Here is a 22,585-nt window from a genome sequence, read left to right as displayed (position 1 = left end):
CAGTCCCCAGCGAACACCGGTCGCACTCTGCACCTATCTGTACTCTTGGAGACATGTCCTTCTTTGATATGTTCGGTATGTTCGATCCGGATTACGATCCGCGCAATCCGAAACGCAACCGCAAGAATCCCAATACCAACCCCGACGACGACCCGATCGTCGTCGACATCGAGACCGACGGCGACGATGCCGGCACCGGTGCCGCGGGCAGGCAGGGCCGTCCGCAGATGCCCAATATGCCGCGCATCACGCGCAAGCCGGCGCAATCCTCCGGCCGCGGCTCGAAGATCCTCATCGGCGTGGTGCTCGCGCTCGCCATCATCGTGGGCCTGTTCTTCGGCCTGTCGAAATTCATCACCGACCTCATGTGGTACGGCCAGCTCGGCTTCCAGTCCGTGGTCTGGACGCAGGTGGGCGTGAAGGTCGGCCTGTGGGCCGCCTACGCGCTGGTGACCGCCATCGTCGGCTTCCTCGCGGCATGGCTCGCCATCCGCGCCCGCCCCGCAGCGGCCGACGGCTCCGGCGTACGCGTGAACAACAACGTGGTCGAGATCACGCAATCCTTCAGCTCGAAGCATGCGCGCCGCGTGGCCGTGGTGGTCTCCGCCGTGGTGGGCGTGGTCTTCGGCGCACGGTTCAACATCGACTGGACCCAGGTGCTGCTCATGTTCAACGCCCAGTCCTTCGGCACCAAGGATCCCCAGTTCGGCATCGACAACGGCTTCTACGTCTTCATCCTTCCCGGCCTGAAACTCATGGTGTCCGCGCTGTCCACGCTGCTGCTGGTCGGCTTGGTCTTCTCCGTCGTGACCCATCTGATGATGGGTGCCATCCGCATCACCATGCCGGACAACGGCCGAGGCCTGTTCTTCATCACCAAGCGCGCCCGCCGCCAGATTGCCATCTGGCTGATGCTCAACATGTTCGGCTGGGCCGCGCAGATCGCGCTCGGCGTGTTCTCCAGCCTCACCGCCGAGGGCACGCGCATCACCGGCGCCACGTACACCGCCGTCAACGCCACCATCCCCGTCACGTTCATCATGGCCGTGCTCGTCGCCGTGCTGGGCGTGGTGCTCGGCGTGTGGCTGATGCGCTCGCACGCGCTGGAGGGCAACGCCCCGATCGGCGTGCGCGCCTCCGCCGCATTGAAGGCATGGCGCACCCCGGTTATCGCCATTGCCATCACGGTCGTCGTCTCCATGGTGCTGACCATCGTCTGGCCGGCGCTGCTGCAGCGTTTCCGCGTGAACCCGAACGCGCAGGAGATGGAATCCACCTACATCCAGCGCAACATCGACGCCACCCGCGCCGCCTACGGCCTGGGCAAGCTCAAGACCGAGCAGTACCAGGCCACCACCACGGGCAAGCAGGGCGCGCTGCGTTCAGAAAGCGAAAGCACCGCGCAGATCCGACTGCTCGACCCGCAGGTCGTGTCCCCGACCTTCAAGCAGTTGCAGCAGTCCAAGCAGTACTACACGTTCGCCGATTCGCTGACCGTCGACAAGTACAACATCGACGGCACCAGCCAGGACACGGTGATCGCCGCACGCGAGCTCAACCTCGACGGCAACGACAACCGCAACTGGGTGAACGATCACACCGTGTACACGCACGGCTACGGCGTCGTGGCGGCCTACGGCAGCCAGGTGACCTCCGACGGCCAGCCGCGCTTCTTCGAATCCGGCATCCCCACCCAGGGCAAGCTCACGGAATCCGAGCACTACGAGCCGCGCATCTACTTCTCCCCGAATATGAGCGAATACTCCATCGTCGGCGCGCCGAAGGGCACCACGTCGTGGGAGTTCGACTATCCGACCGGTTCCCAGGGCGCGACCAACACCTTCAAGGGCAGCGGCGGCCCCTCGGTGGGCAACCTGTTCTCCAGGCTGCTGTACGCGATCCGCTTCGGTTCCGATCAGATCCTGTTCTCCGACCGTGTGACATCCGAATCCCAGATCCTCTACGACCGTTCCCCGCGTGAGCGCGTCGCCAAGGTCGCGCCGTATCTGACGCTCGACGGCCGCGTGTACCCGGCCGTGGTCGACGGTCGCGTCAAGTGGATCGTGGACGGCTACACCACCTCCGACGCCTACCCGTACTCGCAGATGACCGAGCTCGGCTCGGCCACCCAGGATTCCACCACCGTCAGCTCCAGCACGGTCAAGGGCCTGGGCACGCAGAAGGCGAACTACATCCGCAACTCCGTCAAGGCGACCGTCGACGCGTACGACGGTTCCGTGGACCTGTACGTGTGGGACGAGAGCGACCCGGTGATCAAGGCATGGGAGAAGATCTTCCCAGGCCAGTACCACCAGCTTTCCGAGATCTCCGGCGATCTGATGAGCCACATGCGCTACCCGGAGAGCCTGTTCAAGGTGCAGCGCGAGCTGCTCGCCAAGTACCATGTGACCTCGGCCAGCCAGTACTATTCGGGCGAGGACTTCTGGCAGACGCCGGTCGATCCGACCGAGTCGAAGCAGGCGCAGTCCGAAGACATCCTCCAGCCGCCCTACTACCTGACCTTGCAGACGGGCGGCACCAAGGAGCCGGTGTTCTCGCTGACATCCTCGTACATCCCCGCCGGCACCTCCACGCGTGAGATCCTTACCGGCTTCCTGTCGGTCGACTCCGACGCCGGGTCCACGGCGGGCAAGATAGGCCCGAACTACGGCACGATACGATTGCAGGAGCTGCCGAAGGATTCGAACGTCCCCGGCCCCGGACAGGCGCAGAACAACTTCAATGCCGACGCCGACGTGTCCAAGGAGCTCAACCTGCTGCAATCCGGCTCCACCAACGTGGTCCGAGGCAACCTGCTGACCCTGCCGCTGGGCGGCGGCCTGGTGTACGTGCAGCCGGTGTATGTGAAGTCCTCCGGCGCCACGTCGTTCCCGCTGCTCAAGAAGGTGCTGGTCGCCTTCGGCGATCAGGTCGGGTTCGCCGACACGCTGGACGAGGCGCTGGATCAGGTGTTCGGCGGCGATTCCGGTGCGAACGCCGGCGACGCCGACCATGCTTCGGGCAATACGCAGGCCAAGGATGATTCGTCCGACGACTCGTCTGCGGACACGTCCGGCAACAAGTCGCAGTCCGGCACGTCGGGCAAGTCGGATTCCAAGGATTCGGCCGTTTCCGGCGCGCAGCGCAGCCCCGAGCTCCAGCAGGCCCTGGATGACGCGTCCAAGGCCATGCAGGACGGCCAGTCCGCCATGAAGAACGGCGACTGGTCCGCCTACGGCGAAGCCCAGAAGAAGCTGCAGGATGCGCTGAACAAGGCCGTCGAACTGAGCAAGTAGCCGGTCGACAGCCGCATCGGCACCACAATGGTGGTCCATTCGGACGAAATCCGCCCCGATTTCGTCCGAATGGACCACCATTTCGTTACTATGAAGCCGATACGGCCGATAAGGAAAGAGAAACCCCATGGAATACGCATACAGGCAGGCCACGGAAGCGGACGTGCAGGCGTTGACCGACATCTACAACGCCGCCGTCATCAAGGGCGGATCGTCCGCCGACACCACCCCGCGCACCGTCGAACAGCGGCGCGACTGGCTCGAATCCCACCGCAGCCCCTACGCGGTGTTCGTCACTGAGGCCGTCGATGGCGACGGCGGGCGCACGATCGTCGGCTTCAGCGCGCTTTCCGTGTTCTACGACCGCGCCGGCTACGACGGCGTCACCGACCTGGCCTACTACATCGCACCCGACTGGCAGGGCAGGGGAGTGGGCACGTTCACCCTGCGCTCGTTGCTCGATGAGGCGCGCAAACGCGGCATGCGCAAGGCGTGCGGCATCATCTTCGCGGACAACGCCGGGTCGATAGCGCTCATGCATCGCTTCGGATTCACCCAATTCGGTCTCATGCCGGCCGCCGCCACCGATTCCACCGGGACCATGCGCGACATGAGCTACTGGTACCTCGACCTGTAAGGCATGCCGTACAACCGTCCGACCGCGCCGGCACCAGGGGAACAGCGGGCCGCCGCAGGTCCGGCGGCATGGCCGGCGGTACAATGATGCATTTGGAATGGCATACAGTCGGCGGGAAACATGGCCGACTGATGCCGATCGCGGCACCGGCCGCAAGGAACGCAAGCGAACGCAACGAAGACAACGAACACAAGAGGTGGGGTATGGCGTCTGATTTCTGGCTGATCGCAGGTCTGGGCAATCCGGGCAGCAAATACGAGGGCACCCGTCACAACATGGGATTCATGACGGCCGACGTGCTGGCCGAACGCTGGTCGGTCAATTTCTCCGACCACAAGGGACTCGCGCTGCTCGGCAAGGGAGTGATGAACCTCGACGGGCGCAACCAGAAGTTCTTCCTCGCCAAGCCGCTCACCTACATGAACGAATCCGGCAACGCGGTCGCCTCCATCTGCTCCTACTACCAGATCGACCCCGACCATGTCATCGTCATCCACGACGACATGGACCTGGACTTCGGCCGCATCAAGGTCAAGGCCGGCGGCTCCGCAGGCGGGCACAACGGCATCAAATCCATCGACCGTTCGCTGGGCACCCCGAAATACTCCCGCGTACGCATGGGCGTGGGCCACGCCAAGCGCGGCGCCAACGCGCACGACAACACCGTGAACTGGGTGCTGGGCGGATTCGGCCCCGACCAGCGCAAGCAGCTGCCGGACTTCCTCGCCGACGGCGCCGACGCCGCCGAGGAGATCATGTTCCACGGACTGGCCAAGACCCAGGAGAAGTTCAATGGCCGCTGACCCGCAGCCTCGCACGACGGCGAACGGCAGACCCGCCGGCCCGATGGACGCCAGCCTGTCCGGCTTGATCGCCGCACTGCGCACAGACAAGGCATTCGCATCCGTGGCGGACGGCACCGCCGAAACCACCGAAGGCGACATCGACGCCTCGCTCATCGTCGGCGCGCCCTCGGGCATCCGCCCCGCATTGGCCGCCGCCATCGCCGGCAACCCCACGACCAGCCAGGTCGTATACATCGTCTCCTCCAGCCGCGAAGCGGAGGAAACCGTCAACGCCCTGCGCTCATGGTATTCCGGCAGCCCCTCCGACATCGCCCAGCTCGAAGCATGGGAGACGCTGCCCCACGAACGCCTGAGCCCCCGCGCCGACACCGTCGCCAGCCGCATGGCCGTATTCCGCAGACTCAAGCACCCGGACCCCGCCAACCCCATGTTCGGCCCGATCCGCATCCTCGTCATGCCGGTGCGCTCGCTGATCCAGCCGGTGGTGGCCGGACTCGGCGATGTGGAGCCGCTGGTGTTCGTCAAGGGCGAGGAGCTGCCGCTCGATGAGGCGGTGGGGCGCCTGGTGCGCAATGCGTACACCCGCGTCGAACTGGTGATGAACCGCGGCGAATTCGCGGTGCGCGGTGGCATCCTCGATGTGTTCCCGCCGACCTACCCGCACCCGGTGCGTATCGAGTTCTTCGGCGACGAGATCGACGAGATCAAGGAGTTCCACGCCTCCGACCAGCGCACGTACGGCGATGGCGTCGATACCATCTGGGCCACGCCCTGCCGTGAATTGCAGCTCACCGACAAGGTGCGCGCCCGCGCGAAGAGCCTGATCGGCTCGATCCCCAACGCCGAGGACATGCTGGAGTCCATCGCCAACGCGATTCCCGTGGAGGGCATGGAATCGCTGATGCCCGCGCTGGTCACCGACATGGAGCCGGTGGCAGGCATGCTCGACAAGCATGCCGTCGTCATGCTCAACGATCCGGAGAAGCTGCGCAGGGCCGCCACCGATCTGATGAAGACCGCGAACGAGTTCCTTGCGGCCAGCTGGCATGTGGCCGCATCCGGCCACGGCGGCGCTCCCATCAGTTTCGATGAGTCGAGTTTCCTCGATTTCGACGAGGTGATGAGCTCGCTGGGCTATTCCGATCATGCCGTCATCGAGCTCACCGACTTCAACGTGGACACCGGCCGTTCCGGCCGCGTCCGTCTTGCGGCCAAGAACCCCGAGGAATTCCGTGGCGACGGGGATCGTGCCGCGTCCGGCATCGAAGGGCTGATCGATGTGGGCTATGAGGTCACCGTCACCGCCGCCGCGCAGGGCACGCTGGCACGTCTCAAGCGAGCCATCAACGAGACCGGCATCGCCAGCTTCTCCACCGTACGTTCCGCCGCCATCGACGGGTTCGTCGATTCCGAGGCGAAGATCGCGCTGCTCACCGAACGCGATCTGACCGGCCGCACCAGCGCCGCCGCCCAGGCCAAGACGCCGAAGCGCCGCCGCAAGGCCATCGACCTGATGGAGCTCAAGACCGGCGACTACGTGGTGCACGAGCAGCACGGCATCGGCCGGTTCGTGGAGATGCGTCAGCGCACGGTGGGTACGGGCGACAACAAGGCCACGCGCGAGTATCTGGTGATCGAATACGCGCCGAGCAAGCGCGGCGCCCCGCCGGACAAGCTCTTCATCCCCACCGATCAGCTCGACCTGGTGAGCAAGTACATCGGTGCCGAGGCCCCCAAGCTCAACAAGCTCGGCGGCTCGGACTGGGCGGCGACCAAGGCCAAGGCCCGCAAGCATGTGCGCGAGATCGCCGACGACCTGGTGAAGCTGTACTCGGCGCGTCAGCGCACGCCCGGCTTCGCCTTCAGCCCGGACACCCCGTGGCAGAAGGAACTTGAGGACGCCTTCCCGTACCAGGAGACCGCCGACCAGCTCACCACCATCGACGATGTGAAGGCCGATATGGAAAAGCCCCGGCCCATGGACCGCCTGATCTGCGGCGACGTGGGTTTCGGCAAGACCGAGATCGCCGTGCGCGCCGCGTTCAAGGCGGTGCAGGACGGCAAGCAGGTGGCCGTGCTCGTGCCCACCACGCTGCTGGTGCAGCAGCACTACGAGACCTTCACCGAACGCTATGAGGGCTTCCCGGTCAATGTGGCGGCGATGAGCCGTTTCCAGAAGCCCAAGGAGATCAAGCAGACCATCGAGGATCTCGCCGCCGGCACCGTCGACGTGGTGATCGGCACGCACAAGCTGCTCAATCCGAAGATCAAGTTCAAGGATCTTGGCCTGGTCATCATCGACGAGGAGCAGCGCTTCGGCGTGGAGCACAAGGAGACGCTCAAGGCGCTGCGTACGAACGTCGACGTGCTGAGCCTTTCGGCCACGCCTATTCCCCGTACGCTGGAGATGGCCGTGACGGGCATCCGCGAGATGTCCACGCTGGCCACGCCTCCCGAGGACCGTCTGCCGGTGCTCACCTATGTGGGCGCCTACGAGGACGCGCAGGTCGTCGCCGCCATCCGGCGCGAGCTGCTGCGCGGCGGGCAGGTGTTCTACGTGCACAACCGCGTGGAGGACATCGCCTCCGTGGCCGACAAGATCCATACCCTTGTGCCCGAAAGCCATGTCGGCATCGCTCATGGCAAGATGGGCGAGAAGCAGCTGGATCAGGTGATCCGCGACTTCTGGCACAGGGACATCGACGTGCTGGTGTGCACCACGATCATCGAGACCGGTCTTGATATCTCCAATGCGAACACGCTGATCGTCGACCATGCCGACCGGTTCGGTCTGAGTCAGCTGCATCAGCTGCGAGGCCGTGTGGGCCGTGGCCGCGAACGCGCGTACGCCTACTTCCTCTACGATCCGTCCAAGCCCATGACCCAGCAGTCGCACGACCGTCTGGCCACCATCGCGCAGAACACGGCGCTTGGTTCGGGCTTCGACGTGGCGATGAAGGATCTGGAGCTGCGCGGCACCGGCAATCTGCTGGGTGACCAGCAGTCCGGACATATCGAGGGCGTCGGCTTCGACCTGTACGTGCGCATGGTTTCCGAGGCCGTCGAGGCATACAAGGAGCCGGACAAGGCCGCCGAACCGGTGGCGGTGTCGGTCGATCTGCCGATCGAGGCCTCGATCCCGGTGGAGTACATCGATTCCGACAAGCTGCGCCTGGAGGCGTACCGCAAGCTCGCGGCCGCCCGTACGGAGGACGATCTGACGGCGCTGCGTGAGGAGCTGACGGACCGCTATGGCAAGCCGCCGGAGCAGTTCGACGCGTTGTTCGACGTGGCCCGTCTCAAGTTCAAGGCCCGCAAGATGGGTATCAGCGAGATTCTGGCCCAGTCGAATCGCGTGCGTATCGGGCGCATCGATCCGGCCGAATCGGTGCGCATGCGCATGTCGAGGATCTACCGCGGGTTCCAGTACCGTCCGGTCACGCATCAGCTCATCATCCCCGCCCCGTTCGCCGGCTCGCTCGGCGCGAAGCCCATGTCGCCGGACCAGATCGTGCTGTGGGTGAACCAGTTGCTCGACGACCTCGCGTGGACGCCCAAGCCGCGTCGCTAACACGCCGTAGGACGAGGGTGTACTTCGTCCAACAATCCCATTATTCTTGGCTAATGACATCACAACCTAGCGTTTTAAAGGAGTAGTTGTGGCAGCAATTGAAAGCGTGTACGCGCGTCAGATTCTTGATTCCCGTGGCAACCCGACCGTTGAGGTCGTGCTTGATACCGAAGACGGTGCTCAGGGCCTGGGTCTGGTTCCGTCCGGTGCTTCCACTGGTGAGGCTGAGGCTTGGGAGCGCCGCGATGGCGACAAGTCCGTCTACCAGGGCAAGGGCGTCCTCGACGCTGTCAAGGCAGTCAACGAGGAGATCGCTCCGAAGGTCATCGGCATGGACGCTGCTGACCAGCGTGCTCTCGACGATCTGATGATCGAGCTCGACGGCACTCCGAACAAGGGCCGTCTGGGCGCCAACGCCATCCTGGGCGTCTCCCTGGCCGCTCTGTATGCCTCCGCCGAGTCCGCAGGCATGCCGCTGTACCGCTACATCGGCGGCACCAACGGCCACATCCTGCCGGTTCCGAACATGAACATCATGAACGGTGGCGCTCACGCTGACTTCGCCACCGACATCCAGGAGTACATGATCTCCCCGTACGGCTTCAACACCTACTCCGAGGCTCTGCGCGCCGGTGTCGAGGTCTACCACACCCTGAAGAACGTCCTGAAGAAGGAAGGCCTGGCCACTGGTCTGGGCGACGAGGGCGGCTTCGCTCCGAAGATGAAGTCCAACAAGGACTCCCTGAACTACATCATGGACGCCATCTCCGCCGCCGGCTACGAGCCGGGCAAGCAGATCGGCATCTCCCTGGATGTCGCCTCCTCCGAGTTCTACAACAAGGAGACCGGCAAGTACCACTTCGAGGGTGACGACCGTGAGGCCGGCTACATGCTCGACTTCTACGAGAACCTGATCAACGAGTACCCGATCGTCTCCATCGAGGATCCGTTCCAGGAAGAAGGCTGGCAGGATTGGGCCGACATCACCGCCAAGCTCGGTGATCGTCTGCAGTTCGTCGGCGACGACCTCCTGGTCACCAACCCGAAGCGCCTGCAGAAGGCCATCGACATGGGTGCCGCCAACTCCCTGCTGGTCAAGCTGAACCAGATCGGCACCGTCACCGAGACCCTGGACGCCATCGAGCTGGCTACCGCCAACGGCTATACCTCCATGGTTTCCCACCGTTCCGGCGAGACCCCGGACACCACCATCTCCGACCTGGCCGTCGCCAAGAACACTCGCCAGATCAAGACCGGTGCTCCGGCTCGTGGCGAGCGTATCGCCAAGTACAACCGCCTGCTCGAGATCGAGGAGGAGCTCGGCTCCACCGCTCAGTACGCCGGCTACAGCGCTTTCAAGGCCTGCAAGAAGTACATCGCCAAGTGAGCGTGACGCGTAGAGCGTAATCTGCGAACGCGAGGAAAGGGCGAGGCATCGTTATGGTGTCTCGCCCTTTTCGTATATCGGCCACGTGTATATCGGCCACGCGGCGGAATCGCACTCACCCCGGCCGATTATCCGGGTGCCACGGCATGGAATACGGCGTGCGGTCGGCCCGAGTCGGCGATCGGCAGACCCTCACGCATAGTCGAATGTGGCAGGTAGGTTGGAATCCATGAGCACACGGAAACGTACCACGTCCGGCGGCACCGTACAGGCCGCGGGCAAGGCCGGGAAATCGGAGAGGAACGGGAGGTCTTCCCGGAAGAGCGCGGCATCGTCGCGCGCCGGCAGCTCCGGTCCCATCGCGTTTTTCGTCGCGCTGTTCATCGTGCTGGTGGCGGCCATCCAATTGGTGTCCACCTTCAATTCCTATGCGAACGATCTGGCGCATCTCAATAGTCTCAAACGCCAGGAGGCCTCGCTTATCGCGCAGAAGAAGGAGCTTGAGAACGACATCGCCCGCTGGGACGACAAGTCCTATGTGGCCGCGCAGGCCCGCGAACGGCTTGGCTTCGTGTTCCCGGGCGAGCTGTCCGTGCATGTGCTCAACCCTCAGGCGGTGACGGGCAAGGAATCCGACAAGGCCTCGAAGAACAGCGAATCCGAGGAGCAGAAGCTGCCTTGGTATAGTGAGTTGTCCTACGCTTTCAAGGAAGCGGATCAATCCGACAACAAGTAAAGCAACAAGCGTCAAGCAAACAGTACAACAGGAAGGGCAATAGTGAGCCAGATCGAACCCGACGCATTGGCGGAGCGGCTTCTCGCGCAGCAGCCGGCAGAACGTGATATCGCCATCGTGCAGGAGCAGTTGGGGCGCTATCCGCGCGGCATGGTGGCCGTCGGTGCGCGCTGCGTGTGCGGGCGTCCGCTGGCCGTGGTGACCAGGCCGCTGCTGCCTGGGGGAGTGCCGTTCCCCACGACCTGCTATCTGACCAGCCCCGAGGCGGTCAAGGCCGCGTCGCATGTGGAGGCCGAGGGCGCCATGCGCGACTACGGTGCCATGGTTGCCGACGATGAGGCGGTCAAGGCCGCGTACGAGCGTGCGCATGCGCTGTACCTGGAGTTCCGTCACGCCATCGCCGTGCGGCTGGGTGATAGCGAGGAGCATATCGAGGGCACGTCCGCCGGCGGCATGCCCGTGCGTGTCAAGTGCCTGCATGCCCTGATCGCCCAGTCCCTGGTGATGGGCCCCGGTGTGAACCCGATCGGCGACATGGTGCTCGAACGCGTCAAGGGCGAATTCGACCCCACCGTATGCCGGTGCAGCGTGGCCTGGCCCGCCGCCGAAGAGGCGCAGGAGTAGTCGCTCTGAACGATTGTCGGCCTGAAACCGGCGCAAGCGAAACGGCTGTAAGCAAAGGAGAGTGAAACGATGGCGAAATCGGTGACCGTGGCGGGTATTGACTGCGGTACGAATTCCATTCGACTCAAGGTGGCTCGGGTCGACGAGAACGGCATGACGGAGATCGTGCCGCGCCAGTTGAAGGTGATCCGTCTCGGCCAGGATGTGGACAAGACGCACCGTTTTGCGGACGAGGCGTTGGAGCGGGCGTACGCCGCGGCACGTGAGTTCGCGCAGATCCTTGAGGAGCATCCCGTCGACGGCCTGCGCTTCGTCGCCACGTCCGCCACGCGTGACGCCTCCAATCGCGAGGAGTTCGAGGATGGCATCGAACGGATCCTGGGCGTGCGCCCCGAGGTCATTCCCGGCACGGAAGAAGCCGATCTGAGCTTCCTCGGAGCAACCAGCGTCGTGCCGAGAAGCGACCTGGAACCGCCGTATCTGGTGGTCGATCTTGGTGGCGGCTCCACCGAGCTGGTCATCGGCGGCGATGGCAAGAGCGCGCCGGCCACCCAGGTGCAGGCGGCCTACTCCATGAACATCGGTTCCGTGCGCATGACGGAACGTCATCTGAAGAACGATCCGCCCACCGCCGAACAGGTCGAGGAGGCGTACCGCGACATCGACGAGCATATCGACGAGGCGTTCCGCACGGTTCCGGCCGGGCGTGCACGCACCATCATCGGCGTGTCCGGCACCGTCACCACCATGACCGCATTGGCCATGGGACTCAAGGAATACGACCACTCCCTGGTGGACGGCTATCGTCTGCCGATTGAGGAGGCCTACCAGGTGGACGACCGTTTCCTTGCCATGACCCGTGCCGAACGCGCCGAATACAAGACCATCCACCCCGGACGCATCGACGTGGTGGGCGGCGGTGCCGTGGTGTGGAACCGCGTGCTGTCGCGCGTGAGCGAGGCGGCGAAGGCCGACCATGGTGAGCCCATCGACTCCTATGTGGCCAGCGAGCATGGTCTGCTCGACGGACTGGTGCTTGATTATGGCCGCAGGCTGCTGAATGCCTGAGGGCGTGCTAGCATACAATAACGTCGGTCGGTATCTCGCACCCTTCCGGTTCCGGTTCGTTTGGATCGGGTTCGGCGGGCGCGTGGTATGACCGATGCCTCCATGGCGAAATTGGTATACGCAGCTGACTTAAAATCAGCCGCTTCGGCTTGCGGGTTCGAGTCCCGCTGGAGGCACGCTCATGAAACCGCCGGAAACGGCGGTTTTCCTGTATTCCCAACGATTTTCACTGGTTTTCGCTTCCGCTTGAATCGCCCTGATCCGTTCCAATTCGTAAAAACCGTGGGCAAACCGTGGGCACGATGTGGGCGCGGGGTGTGGGCAAAACAAACGAAACAAACGGCAGGTAAGGTGCTCCATGGCAAGCACGAGACGACGTGAGGAGCGGATATGCCATCCAGTTGGAGCGACGTAGAGAAGACCACGGCCGGCGGTCTGCCGACCATGCCGACGCAGGCCATCATCATCGGCACCGTGCTGGGCGTGGGGGCCATTTCCTGCTCGGGTTTCTACCTGTCGATGATGGGCGGCGGCGTCGCCCTGGTGCCGTGGATGTGCGTGGCGGTGGCCGTCGCCATCGTATTCACCTATGTGGTCGGGTTCGCGCTGCTGTGGTGCGCCGAATCCTTCACCCTGCGCATGAGGGCCAAGTTCAAGCCGCTGGCGTACGGCGTGGTGGGCCTCATCGGCTTCGGCGTGTGGGGCCTGCTGGTGGCGACCTCGCTGATGAACTCCATCGGCCAGCCGCTCAACGGCGTGGTGCTGTCGAACGGCGATGTGCTCGCCATCACCCTGAATTATGCGATCTTCGGTTTTCTGGCGTTCCTGCTGGGGCAGTTGTTCGCGTCCAAGCTGTGCACGCGCAAGCCGCTGGCCATCACGTTGCTGGTCGTGCAGATCGTACTCGCGGTGCTTGGCCTGATCGCCATGGTGATGATGTTCTCCGCGCTGTACCGATAAGCCGTGCCGCTAAGCCGCACCGCTAGAGAGAGGGCTCTGGCATCGCCGCGTATGTGCGCATATTGGACGGCTGGATGTTCGCAATGCGGCGGTTTGGCCGCAAAGGTGCCCAAATGGGTGTGATGGTGCTAATCTAGAGCGCATTGCCCAAACAGGAGGTTTTTGACATGGCAGACCAGATGCCCAAGGTGAACAGCGAGTTCGGCGCCCGCCCGACGATTGAATTCCCCACTGAGCAAGCCCCGAAGGGCCTGAAGGCCGTGGAGCTCGTTGAAGGCGACGGTCCGATGGTGCGTCGCGGAGACACCGTCACCGTGAACTATCACGGTGTGGTGTGGGGCAAGGAGGAACCGTTCGACTCCAGCTTCGACCGCCACCAGCCGGCCAGCTTCGGCATCGGCGTGGGTCAGGTCATCAAGGGCTGGGATCAGACGGTGCCGGGCCACAACGTCGGTTCCCGCCTGGTGGTCTCTATCCCGCCGGAGTACGGCTATGGCAGCCGTGGCGTTCCGCAGGCCGGCATCGGCGGCGACGACACCCTGGTGTTCGTGGTCGACATCATCTCCACGCGCTGACAACCAGATAACGCGAATAACGCTTACAACCATCGGGAGCGCCGGGAGCCAAGGCACCGGCGCTTTCTTCGAACAACAAAGGAGTCGATATGGCACAAGAGGATCAGGTGTTCCTGCTCACGCAGGAGGCCTACGACAAGATGCAGGAAGAGCTCAAGTGGCGTGAGGGCGAGTACCGCGACGAGATTATCGGCAAGGTCGCCGCCGCACGCGCCGAAGGCGATCTGAGCGAGAACGGCGGCTATCAGGCCGCGCGTGAGGCCCAGCGCGTCAACCAGGGCCGCATCGAGGAGCTGACGTTCAAGCTGCGTCACGCCAAGATTCTCACCGCTCCGCCCGCGGGCAAGGTCGGCGACGGTTCGCTGGTCACGCTCGACATGAACGGCCGCGAGAAGGTGTTCGTGCTGGGATCGCACGATCTGGCCATCGCCACCGATCAGACCATCATCAGCCCGGAGTCCCCGATCGGCGCCGCCATCTACGGCGCGAAGGTCGGCGATACCGTGAGCTACAAGGCTCCGAACGGCCGTGAGATCTCTGTGACCATCAAGGATTCCAAGCCGCTGAGCTGAGCCGGTATACGGTTTTTATCGGCATATATGAATGCGCCGCCCCGGGGTTTTCCGGGGCGGCGCATTCATATATTTCGGGCGGTTTGCCGTGGTTCCGCCCGAAGCCTTGCAGCCGGCTTAGGGCAGCATGGTCCACATATTGACGATCACCATGTAGATGGCGACCATGTGGCATGCGTACCCGGCGACCGTGCCGCAGTGGAAGATCTCGTGGAAGCCGAACACGCGCGGCCACGGGTCGGGGCTGCGGCGCGCGTAGACGATGGCGCCGGCGATGTAGCAGACGCCGCCGGCGATGATGAGGATCGTCACCGCAGGGCCCGCCACGGGCGAGGTCCAGAACAACACCATGTAGGCCAGCCCGTAGATGCCGAAGATGACGTACACCAGGGTATACAGCCAGCGCGGCGCGGTGGTCCAGATGACGTTGATGATGATGGCCACGGCGGTGCACGCCCACATGGAGATGATGATGGTGTTGCGCCAGAACGGCTGCAGGGCGAACGCCACCGGCGTGTAGGTGCCGGCGATCAGGAGGAAGATGTTGACGTGGTCGATGCGCCTGAGCACGTTGGTGACCTTGCTGCTCCAGTCGCCCAGGTGGTAGGCGGCGGAGTTGGTGAACAGGATGAGTGAGCTGACCATGAACACGGCGCAGGCCCATTTGAGGCCCGTCTGCCTGGCCAGGCAGATCAGCACGATGCCGGCCGCGAGCGACAGGGGGGCGGCGACGGCGTGGATCCAGCCGCGCATCGCCGGCTTCGGCCTGCCGTGCACGTCGTAGCGGATCTTGCGCGGCTTGCGCTTGTGCTCGAGTTCCGGAAGATCGATGCCTTCGATCTTGGCGGCCTTGATTTCGCCCTTGGCGATGACGTGCTTGGCCTTCGTCTCGGCCTTCAGCCGTATTTTCTCCGCTTTGAGCTGGGCGCGGGCGCGTACGCCGTCCGCCTTCGATTTGACGGCCTGATCCTGCGCGTCCATCACAGCGGCCTGCTTGCGGGCGATCTCCGTCTCTTCGCGTTCTGACATGGTGATCCTTCCAGGTTGGTTACGCAACCGTAACCTACGATACCGTAGGTTATCGCAAAGTCAAGTGACATGGCGTCAAAACTTTGTGTCGCGCCGCCGTGCGTGCGTATGATGGTCGCATGGCCGATTTCTCTCAGATACTTGCAACGCGTCCGGACTTTGACGACAGGGATCGTGAATGGCTGCACCACCTCGTAGCCGACTGGCAGGTGGTCGCGGATCTCAGCTTCGCGGACCTGCTGCTCATCATCAAAAACGGTGAGGGGCAGTATGTGGTGGCGGAGCAGTGCCGCCCGTCCACCATGGTCACCCTGCGCGCCGACGACATCGTCGGCAAGGTCGTGCCGGACGATCAGACAGCCGAACTCGACGCCGCCATGGAAGCCGACGGCATCTACCGCTCCCCGGAGATGCGCGATTTCGGCAAGGTCAGCGTCTGTAGCGTGTACGCCCCGGTGCGCGCCCACGGCAAGACCCTCGGGCTCGTGGTGCGCGAGACCAACATGACCACCCGCGAATCGAACGGCCGCTACGAGACCGAAAGCATCAACGCCGGCAAGCAGCTGTTCAAGATGATCCCGCGCGGACAGTTCCCCTATACCGACGCGGTGATGAGCCAGCGTCACATCGCCCGCATGTCCGACGGATTCATCATCCTCACCGTGGACGGCATCGTGCGCTACGCCTCCCCGAACGCCATCAGCTGCTTCCGCAGGATCGGCCTGCTGGCCACCATGCGCGGGCATTACCTGAGCGAGCTGGGCGTGAGCCTGCTGCACACCGACGATCCGGTCGAAGACCAGCTGCCGCTCGTGCTGAGCGGCAAGGCGGCCGTCGATTCGGAGATCAGCGCCAACCATTCCGCCGTCTCGTTGCGCTCCCTGCCGTTGTACGACGAGAACGGGCGCATGGGCGCGATCGTGCTGTGCCGCGACGTCACCGAGCTGCGCCGCCGCGAGAAGGAGCTGCAGACCAAGGACGCCACGATCTCCGAGATCCACCACCGTGTGAAGAACAACCTGCAGGCCGTTTCGGCGCTGCTGCGTCTGCAGGCACGCAAGACCAAGTCCGAAGAGGTGAAGACCGAGCTCAAGGAGGCACAGCGCCGCGTGCAGACCATCGCCATGGTGCACGAGGGTCTGAGTCAGACCGCCGACGAGGTCGTCGACTTCGACAAGGTGATCTCCAAGCTGCTCAAGATGGCCGTCGATCTGGCCACCATGCGCGACCAGCACATCAGCATCAGCTTCCTGGGCAAGTTCGGCATGATGCCGGCACAGGACGCCACGCCGTTGTCGCTGGTGCTCACCGAGCTGATCACCAATTGCGTGGAGCACGGCTTCGAAGGCCGCGAGGAGGGTCATATCACGGTTTCCGTGGGTCGTTCCGGCGCGAACCTCAACGTAGTGGTGGAGGATGACGGCGTGGGCCTTGATTCGGAGGCGCACGGCGGCATGGCCCGTTCCTCCGGTTCCGGCCTGGGCACGCAGATCATCAACACCTTCGTGACCAACGATTTCGGCGGCAGCGTGCATTGGCAGGCCCGCCGCGAAGGCGGCACCCGCGTGGTGCTGGACATGACGCTGCGCGCGGCGCAGTCCCAGATGTAGACAGTACTAGTAGTCTGCTAGAGCAGGTTTGCATAGATATCAGTGCCCTCCCGCCGGGTTCTCCGACGGGAGGGCACTGGCATATACGCAGACAAAACGAACGGGGCGGAAGGCTTGCACCCTCCGCCCCGTTGCCGGCGCAACCGCCGTAAGCGTGTTGTATATCGATCAGATCTGCATCTGCATGGCCTGCGTGCGGCGCAGACGCATCGCCTTGCGCTTGAGCTGACGGCGCTCGTCCTCGCTCAGGCCACCCCACACGCCATAATCCTGGTTCGTGTCGAGTGCGCACTTCAGGCAGGCGTCGATCACCTTGCAGGTGCGGCACACGGCCTTGGCTTCTTCAATCTGCTGATATGCAGCGCCGGTGTTGCCGACAGGGAAAAACAGCTCGGGATCCTTGTCGCGGCATGCGGCCTTGGCTCGCCAATCAAAAGCGCTGCTCATTTTGTCCTCCCAAATGGAATATCCAACAATTGTTCCTGTAATAGGTAAGCACGTTCCTTCGAGTTTTTCAAGACTTTTTCTCAAAGAGATTGGCGAAGTTTCACGAATCGTCTCCAAACACGCATTGCACCGGCACCGCCTGGGCGTGGTCGATGAACACTGCACGCCCCGGCAACGTGAGGGCATCCGGGCCGAGCGACGCCCATATGTCGGCCGGTATGCCGTTCATCTGGTCGGTGGCCTTGTCGGCGGTGGGGAACACCACGCGGATGGCGCAATGGTCGGGAATGCGCACGTGACGGCTGGACTCCACGGCGAAGACCACGGTGACGGTGTGATCCGCAAGGGCTTCGCGCAACTGGGCGGCGAGCGGGTCGGCGCAGAACGGGTCGAACAGCGTGTCCGCATCGTCTACGATCCAGATGCGCCGAGGCGGCATGTCGGTTTCGCTGTCGGCGCAAGCGGGGGTGCCGGCTTTGGCAGCCGTGCCGGCGTTGGTGGTGCCGGCGGCGATACTTATGGGACGCGGCTCGTCCGGGATTCCGGTGATCGGTTCTTGCCCGGTGCCGATGCCAACGTCGTCGCCATGGGCGGGCGCGGGCAGGTCGCGTGTTGCATAGCCGCCCATGTTCCGGCTCGTCCACCGCACGTGGGCCGGCTCGCCGGCGCAGAATCGGGCCCAGCGCGCGATGGCCGCCAGCAGCGTGGTCTTGCCCCGTCCGTGGGGGCCGATGACGCCGATATTGCCGCGGGACAGCGGCAGCGTTGCGGTCTGGAGCGTCACGCCGTTGTCCGCCAGCGCGAACGGCATGCCATGCGCATGACTGGCGGCAGGCAGTCGTTTCGCCACGCGTGGCAGGGGAGCGGAGAACAGGGTCGGTGCAGGAATGCTGCCGTGGCATCGCGCGGCAAGCATGATGGCGTCGACCATGTGGCCGATGTCCCCGGTGGCCGCGCACCGCCAGGCCTCCACGCCCTCGCCGTCGTTGCAGTACACCACGCCGGGCAATGACGGCGGAATGGAGGCGGCCACACCCGATCCCAGGATCTCCACCGACTGCATGGCGTCCCGCACGCGCAGACACAGCCCCAAGGTCATGTTCGCCTTCATATCCGAGGAGACCTGACCGGCCGGGTGCTGCGTGCAGGCGATCACATGCATGCCGAGCGAACGGCCCAGCGAGGCGATGTGCACGATGCGGTTCACCACGTCGGGCAGCTGGTCGCGCAGCGCGTGGAACTCGTCGATGACCACTACGAGCCGTGGCGGCGCGAAACGCAATGCGGAGATGTCCTGCGCATGCTGTTCGGCGACCAGCCGTTCCCGGCGTTTCAGTTCAAGATCGAGCGCATGCAACGCGCGCACCGCATGCTGCAGGTCGAGATCGCATACGCTGCCCACGCAGTGGGGGAGCCGTTCGAGCGGGCGGAAGGCCGTGCCGCCCTTGAAGTCGAGGAACACGAATTGCAGACGTTCCGGCGGGTTGTGCGCGGCCAGGGCGAGGCACCAGCTTTGCAGCAGCACGGATTTGCCGGACCCCGTGGTGCCGGCCACCAGCGCGTGCGGTCCCTGCCGTTGCAGGTCGAGGCAGACCACGCCGCGTTCCGTCAGGCCTATGGGCACGTTCATCGAGAACGGGTGCAGCCAGCGCCTCGCCACCGTGCGCCACGGCAGCCGGTCGGCCTCGCGGTGCATGCCCAGCAGCAGTTCCAGATGCCGTGCGGGCATTCGTTGCAGGCGTGCGGGATCGGAGCCAGGAACTGCCATGGCAGCACCGGAAGACGAGGCATCGACCAGCCTGCCTCCTGCCGGCATCGCGCCGCCTTGTGCGTCCTGGCTGCGGCGTGGCAGCGCCAAGACCAGCGAGGCCATGCATCCCAGCAACGAGGGAACGATCATCGCCGCGAACATCCACTGCTGGAACGCCAGCAGCATGGCGAGCAGCATCACCTGCCCCGCCATCGGGGCCACCATGACCAGCAGTGTCAGGCGTTCGGTGCGTTGCCGTGATCGTCGTTCCATACCCCCAAGTCTGCGATGGCACGCGCAGCCACGCCAAACCGTACGGGCAATGTGGACGGAACCCTAGCCGTTGTTCACGGTTTCTTCAAAAGAGGGAAAAGGAAAGAACGGAACGAGAGAGAGACGCGATCAGCCTTCGGACAGCGTACCGACCTTGCCGGCGGCATGCGTGCCGGCCGCAAGCTGGCTGAACAGTTCGGCGTTGCGAGTGTCGTCAAGCAGCACGGACGAACCCACGCCGGCGACCGCGTAATCCGGGTCGGTCCAGTACACGCTGCCGCTGACGCCCTTGCTTCCGGTGGCGCTCTTGAATGCCAGCGCCATCTGCAGCAAGGTCAGCGGGGAGGTCTTGTTGTCCACGGTGACCGCGCTCAGGGCGGCGTCCGCGGCCTTCGTCAGCTTCGCCGGGCTGGTCAGCGTCTCCTTGGCCGTGGCCTTGGCGATGATCGCGGCGATCACCTGGCGCTGCCGCTGGGCACGGCCGAAGTCGCCGTTTGCATCCGCATAGCGCATACGCGAGAACGCCAGCGCGGTTCCGCCGTCCACGGTGTGGCAGCCCGCCTGCCAGTCAAGGCCGGAATACGGGTCACTCACCGTCTGGTCGTAGCACAGGTTCACGCCGCCGATGGCGTTCACCACGTTCTGCAGACCGCCGAACTTGATCTTGGCGATATGGTTGATCTTCTGCCCGGAGATCTCCTCGACGGCGTTCGTCAACGCCTTGTTGCCGCCGAGTTCCGCGGCGGCGTTGATCTTCATGTACTGGCCGTCCACCTGCACCAGCGAGTCGCGGGGGATGGAGATCAACGCGCTCGGGCCGGACTTGGGCTTGATGAGCATAAGGATGGTGTCGGTCCTGAAGCCGGGGGTGTCGTCCGCCGTGCCGCCGGTGGTGCCGTCACGTTCGTCGGATCCGAGGATCAGCCATGATGTGGCGGCGGTGCGCGACTTGGAGGTCAGCCAGTCGTTCTCCTTGTTCAGGCGGCTGCTGATCCATCCCCATCCGCTGAATACGGCGATTGCCAATGCGGCCAATACGATGATCACGGCCATGGAGGCGATGTGCTTGCCGCCGCGCCTTCTGCGCGTCCTGGTGGCGCTCATAGCGCCGGCCGATCTGATAGGGGATGCAGGGGAAACATTTCGTGATGCCATGTGGGGGTTGCGGGAAAGGGGTTGCGCCGCCGGCTGTGACAGCGGTTGCGCCAGCGGTTGCGCGGCGCGTGGGGTGCCGTTCGATCCACGGGTGGTTCGTGTGCGCGGTGCCGACGGTGCGAAGCTTTGCGGCGCGGAGGATGAGCGCGCGGTACTACGGGGAGCCGTGCTGCGCGGGGCGGTTGTGGAAGCAGGCCTGCCAGTGGAGCTGCCCGTGGAACGCCCGGTGCGCCCTGCGCCATTGGATGGATTGGCGGAGCCTGAAGAATTCGGGGAGGCGGAATGGGATGCCGAAGCGGTTCTGTTGGCCGATGCGCGTGCGGTGGGCGATGTGGTCGGTGCCGGTTCGCTGCGGCGGCGGGACGGGGGTGTGAAGCTCGGAGGAACGGGTGCGCCGGAGGATTGCGCGGTGGTGCCGGCGGGGGAGGTGCGGCGGCGAGAGCCTGCGGGAATGAAGCTGGGCGGAGCACCCTGGGCGCGCTTCCCCTCGTTGTCCTGTGCCATATCTCCTCCTGAGCGATAACAAAACCTATGTCACTGTTGCACATAATGCCGTGCGAATGGGTGTCTATATGGGTTTTTCCTCATTTCCAGCACAAGGCGGCACAAGAGCCTTGGCCCTGCACCGCCTTGCTGTTAGTCAGATTCTATACATCTGTCTATTTTACTGGGCATACCACGTTGTTGAGGTACGCCTCGGAAATCCCCAGAACCTGGCCGGTATTGGCATCCTGCACCGCACCGGTCTCCGTGTCGATCACGCCGCCGGTGGCGGTGTCGATGTACTTGCCGTCCGGGGTCTTCTCCACGCCCTCGGCGACCTTCGTGTTCTGCTGGGTCGCCTGCGTGTTCTGGTCGCCCTGCGTGTTCTGATCGGCGTTCTGGTTCTGATCGGTCGAATCGGAATTCTCGGAGCTCTTATCGTCCTTATTGGAGTCGTTGCTGGAGGAATCCTGCGTGGCCTGCTCCACGAACGGCTTGCCCTCGCGCATCTTGGTCCACAGTTCGTCCGCGCTCGAATCCCACACCACGCGGTTGGGGTCGCTCGGCGCCTGCACCACGGGCAGCGTACGCGTATACATATGCGCCACGTTCAGGTTCTTCAGGCTCATGGCCAGCCCTGCAAGCGTGGCGGTGTCGGCAAGGCCGTGGGAGATGTTCAGCGACTTCAGCGCGGACTTGGCCAACTGGTACAGCTCGCTGGTATGCGTGAAGATGTTCTTGTCGAGCGCCTGCTGCAGCAGCTGCTTGATGAGGTACTGCTGGCGCGTGGTGCGCTGCACGTCGGATCCGTCGCCCAGGCTGTAGCGGGTACGGGCGTACTGGGTGGCGGCAAGGCCGTCGAGCTGGTGCAGGCCCTTCGTGAGGTCCAGACCGGTGTACGGGTCCTTCACGTCGGAGGGGATGCAGATCTTCACGCCGCCGATGGCGTTGATCATGTCCTTCAAACCGTTGAAGTCCACCACGATGAAGTTCTGGATGTTCAGGCCGGTCAGCGAGTTGACCGCGTTCACCGTGCAGCTTGCGGCGCTGGCCAGGTCGTCGCCGGTGGCGTAGCCTTCGGCGAAGATGGAGTTGAACATCACGTTGTACCGGGCACTGACCGTGCCCTTGCTGGTCTCGCAGCTCGGCGCGTCCACCAGGGAGTCGCGCGGAATGGAGACGAGGTTGATGTAGCTGCGGTCCGCGGAGATCTGCACCACCATGGTGGTATCCGCCTGATGCGAGCCTTCGCTGGTGTCGCCGCCGCCGATGGCCGCGTTATCCGCGCCGTCGCGGGTATCCTGCCCCATGACCAGCAGTTCGATCGACTTGCCGGCGTTGGGATCCACCAGCTCTTCTTCCTTCTGCCCCTTCTGAGGAATCGCCTTGACCTCGCCGTCCTTGATCGCGCCGTTGATGTCGATCAGCGTGGCGGCCGCCACCGTTCCCACGAAGGCCAGCGCCGCGGCCAGCACGTATATGACAGTGTTGCGCGCTCGGTGGCGTATGCGGTACGTCAGGGTGTGGCGAGGAGCGGTATCCTTCCAACCGCCTACGTTGGGAATGTTGGCATCGGATCGTTGTTCGTTCACGCTTGCGAACCTTC

At 64.1% G+C, this 22,585-nt stretch carries 16 protein-coding genes, 1 tRNA gene and 1 pseudogene; 13 read left to right on the top strand and 5 right to left on the bottom strand.

The features are described 5' to 3' along the window. Positions 1-53: 53 nt before the first annotated feature. The 12 genes and pseudogenes from G1C98_RS06050 (at position 54) to G1C98_RS05995 (ending at position 14,232) form a co-directional block, all read left to right on the top strand. Positions 54-3,296 carry a UPF0182 family membrane protein gene (locus tag G1C98_RS06050; protein ID WP_169080241.1) on the top strand — a complete coding sequence of 1,081 codons (3,243 nt, stop codon included), beginning with the start codon at positions 54-56 and terminating at the stop codon, positions 3,294-3,296. A 127-nt stretch (positions 3,297-3,423) separates the two neighbouring features. Further along, positions 3,424-3,933, top strand: a complete 510-nt coding sequence (locus G1C98_RS06045) for a GNAT family N-acetyltransferase (RefSeq protein WP_169080239.1) — start codon at positions 3,424-3,426, stop codon at positions 3,931-3,933. Between the two features lie 203 nt (positions 3,934-4,136). Then, entirely contained in the window at positions 4,137-4,736 is a 600-nt protein-coding gene (pth, locus tag G1C98_RS06040) for an aminoacyl-tRNA hydrolase (protein WP_169080237.1), read from the top strand. Beyond that, positions 4,726-8,310: a transcription-repair coupling factor gene (gene mfd / locus G1C98_RS06035; protein ID WP_205831916.1), complete on the top strand. Its 3,585-nt coding sequence runs from the start codon at positions 4,726-4,728 to the stop codon at positions 8,308-8,310. The genes pth and mfd overlap by 11 nt, the downstream gene beginning before the upstream one ends. A gap of 88 nt (positions 8,311-8,398) precedes the next feature. Further along, positions 8,399-9,697, top strand: coding sequence for a phosphopyruvate hydratase (gene eno, locus G1C98_RS06030; protein WP_169080236.1), 1,299 nt, complete (start codon positions 8,399-8,401; stop codon positions 9,695-9,697). A gap of 229 nt (positions 9,698-9,926) precedes the next feature. Next, positions 9,927-10,418 (top strand): annotated as a pseudogene (locus G1C98_RS06025) (FtsB family cell division protein); the annotation flags it as partial. Positions 10,419-10,484: 66 nt separating this feature from the next. Beyond that, positions 10,485-11,057 carry a DUF501 domain-containing protein gene (locus G1C98_RS06020; protein WP_417852302.1) on the top strand — a complete coding sequence of 191 codons (573 nt, stop codon included), beginning with the start codon at positions 10,485-10,487 and terminating at the stop codon, positions 11,055-11,057. A 69-nt stretch (positions 11,058-11,126) separates the two neighbouring features. Continuing rightward, on the top strand, positions 11,127-12,125 hold the full coding sequence (locus tag G1C98_RS06015; RefSeq protein ID WP_169080233.1) for a Ppx/GppA phosphatase family protein: 999 nt from the start codon (positions 11,127-11,129) through the stop codon (positions 12,123-12,125). Between the two features lie 96 nt (positions 12,126-12,221). Continuing rightward, positions 12,222-12,301: transfer RNA gene (locus tag G1C98_RS06010), tRNA-Leu, on the top strand. A 214-nt stretch (positions 12,302-12,515) separates the two neighbouring features. Next, the gene (locus G1C98_RS06005; RefSeq protein ID WP_169080232.1) at positions 12,516-13,085 is read left to right on the top strand and encodes a cadmium transporter; all 570 of its coding nucleotides are present in this window, start codon (positions 12,516-12,518) and stop codon (positions 13,083-13,085) included. Positions 13,086-13,252: 167 nt separating this feature from the next. Beyond that, positions 13,253-13,660 carry an FKBP-type peptidyl-prolyl cis-trans isomerase gene (locus G1C98_RS06000; RefSeq protein ID WP_169080231.1) on the top strand — a complete coding sequence of 136 codons (408 nt, stop codon included), beginning with the start codon at positions 13,253-13,255 and terminating at the stop codon, positions 13,658-13,660. Between the two features lie 89 nt (positions 13,661-13,749). After that, positions 13,750-14,232, top strand: a complete 483-nt coding sequence (locus G1C98_RS05995) for a GreA/GreB family elongation factor (RefSeq protein ID WP_169080230.1) — start codon at positions 13,750-13,752, stop codon at positions 14,230-14,232. 117 nt (positions 14,233-14,349) lie between these two features. Here the strand turns inward: G1C98_RS05995 and trhA are convergent, their stop codons facing one another. Then, positions 14,350-15,261, bottom strand: coding sequence for a PAQR family membrane homeostasis protein TrhA (gene trhA, locus G1C98_RS05990; RefSeq protein WP_169080229.1), 912 nt, complete (start codon positions 15,259-15,261; stop codon positions 14,350-14,352). A 119-nt stretch (positions 15,262-15,380) separates the two neighbouring features. Here trhA and G1C98_RS05985 point away from each other — a divergent pair, with 119 nt between their 5' ends. Continuing rightward, positions 15,381-16,871: a sensor histidine kinase gene (locus tag G1C98_RS05985; protein ID WP_169080228.1), complete on the top strand. Its 1,491-nt coding sequence runs from the start codon at positions 15,381-15,383 to the stop codon at positions 16,869-16,871. 168 nt (positions 16,872-17,039) lie between these two features. On the opposite strand, the gene G1C98_RS05980 is transcribed toward G1C98_RS05985, so the two are convergent. The 4 genes from G1C98_RS05980 to G1C98_RS05965 all read right to left on the bottom strand — a co-directional run bounded on the left by G1C98_RS05980 (position 17,040) and on the right by G1C98_RS05965 (position 22,571). Beyond that, complete coding sequence (locus tag G1C98_RS05980; protein ID WP_169080227.1) at positions 17,040-17,318, bottom strand: WhiB family transcriptional regulator; 279 nt, start codon at positions 17,316-17,318, stop codon at positions 17,040-17,042. Positions 17,319-17,418: 100 nt separating this feature from the next. Beyond that, entirely contained in the window at positions 17,419-19,341 is a 1,923-nt protein-coding gene (locus tag G1C98_RS05975) for an FtsK/SpoIIIE domain-containing protein (protein ID WP_240944934.1), read from the bottom strand. Between the two features lie 129 nt (positions 19,342-19,470). Next, a complete protein-coding gene (locus tag G1C98_RS05970) occupies positions 19,471-21,000 on the bottom strand; it encodes an LCP family protein (protein ID WP_240944933.1) in 1,530 nt (509 codons plus the stop codon). A gap of 155 nt (positions 21,001-21,155) precedes the next feature. Next, positions 21,156-22,571 carry an LCP family protein gene (locus G1C98_RS05965; RefSeq protein WP_470287745.1) on the bottom strand — a complete coding sequence of 472 codons (1,416 nt, stop codon included), beginning with the start codon at positions 22,569-22,571 and terminating at the stop codon, positions 21,156-21,158. Between the last annotated feature and the right edge of the window lie 14 nt (positions 22,572-22,585).

It is taken from the genome of Bifidobacterium erythrocebi (genome assembly GCF_012932675.1).
In the GTDB taxonomy this organism is placed as follows: Bacteria; Actinomycetota; Actinomycetes; order Actinomycetales; family Bifidobacteriaceae; genus Bifidobacterium; species Bifidobacterium erythrocebi.
This window is presented reverse-complemented; position numbering and strand designations above follow the sequence as displayed.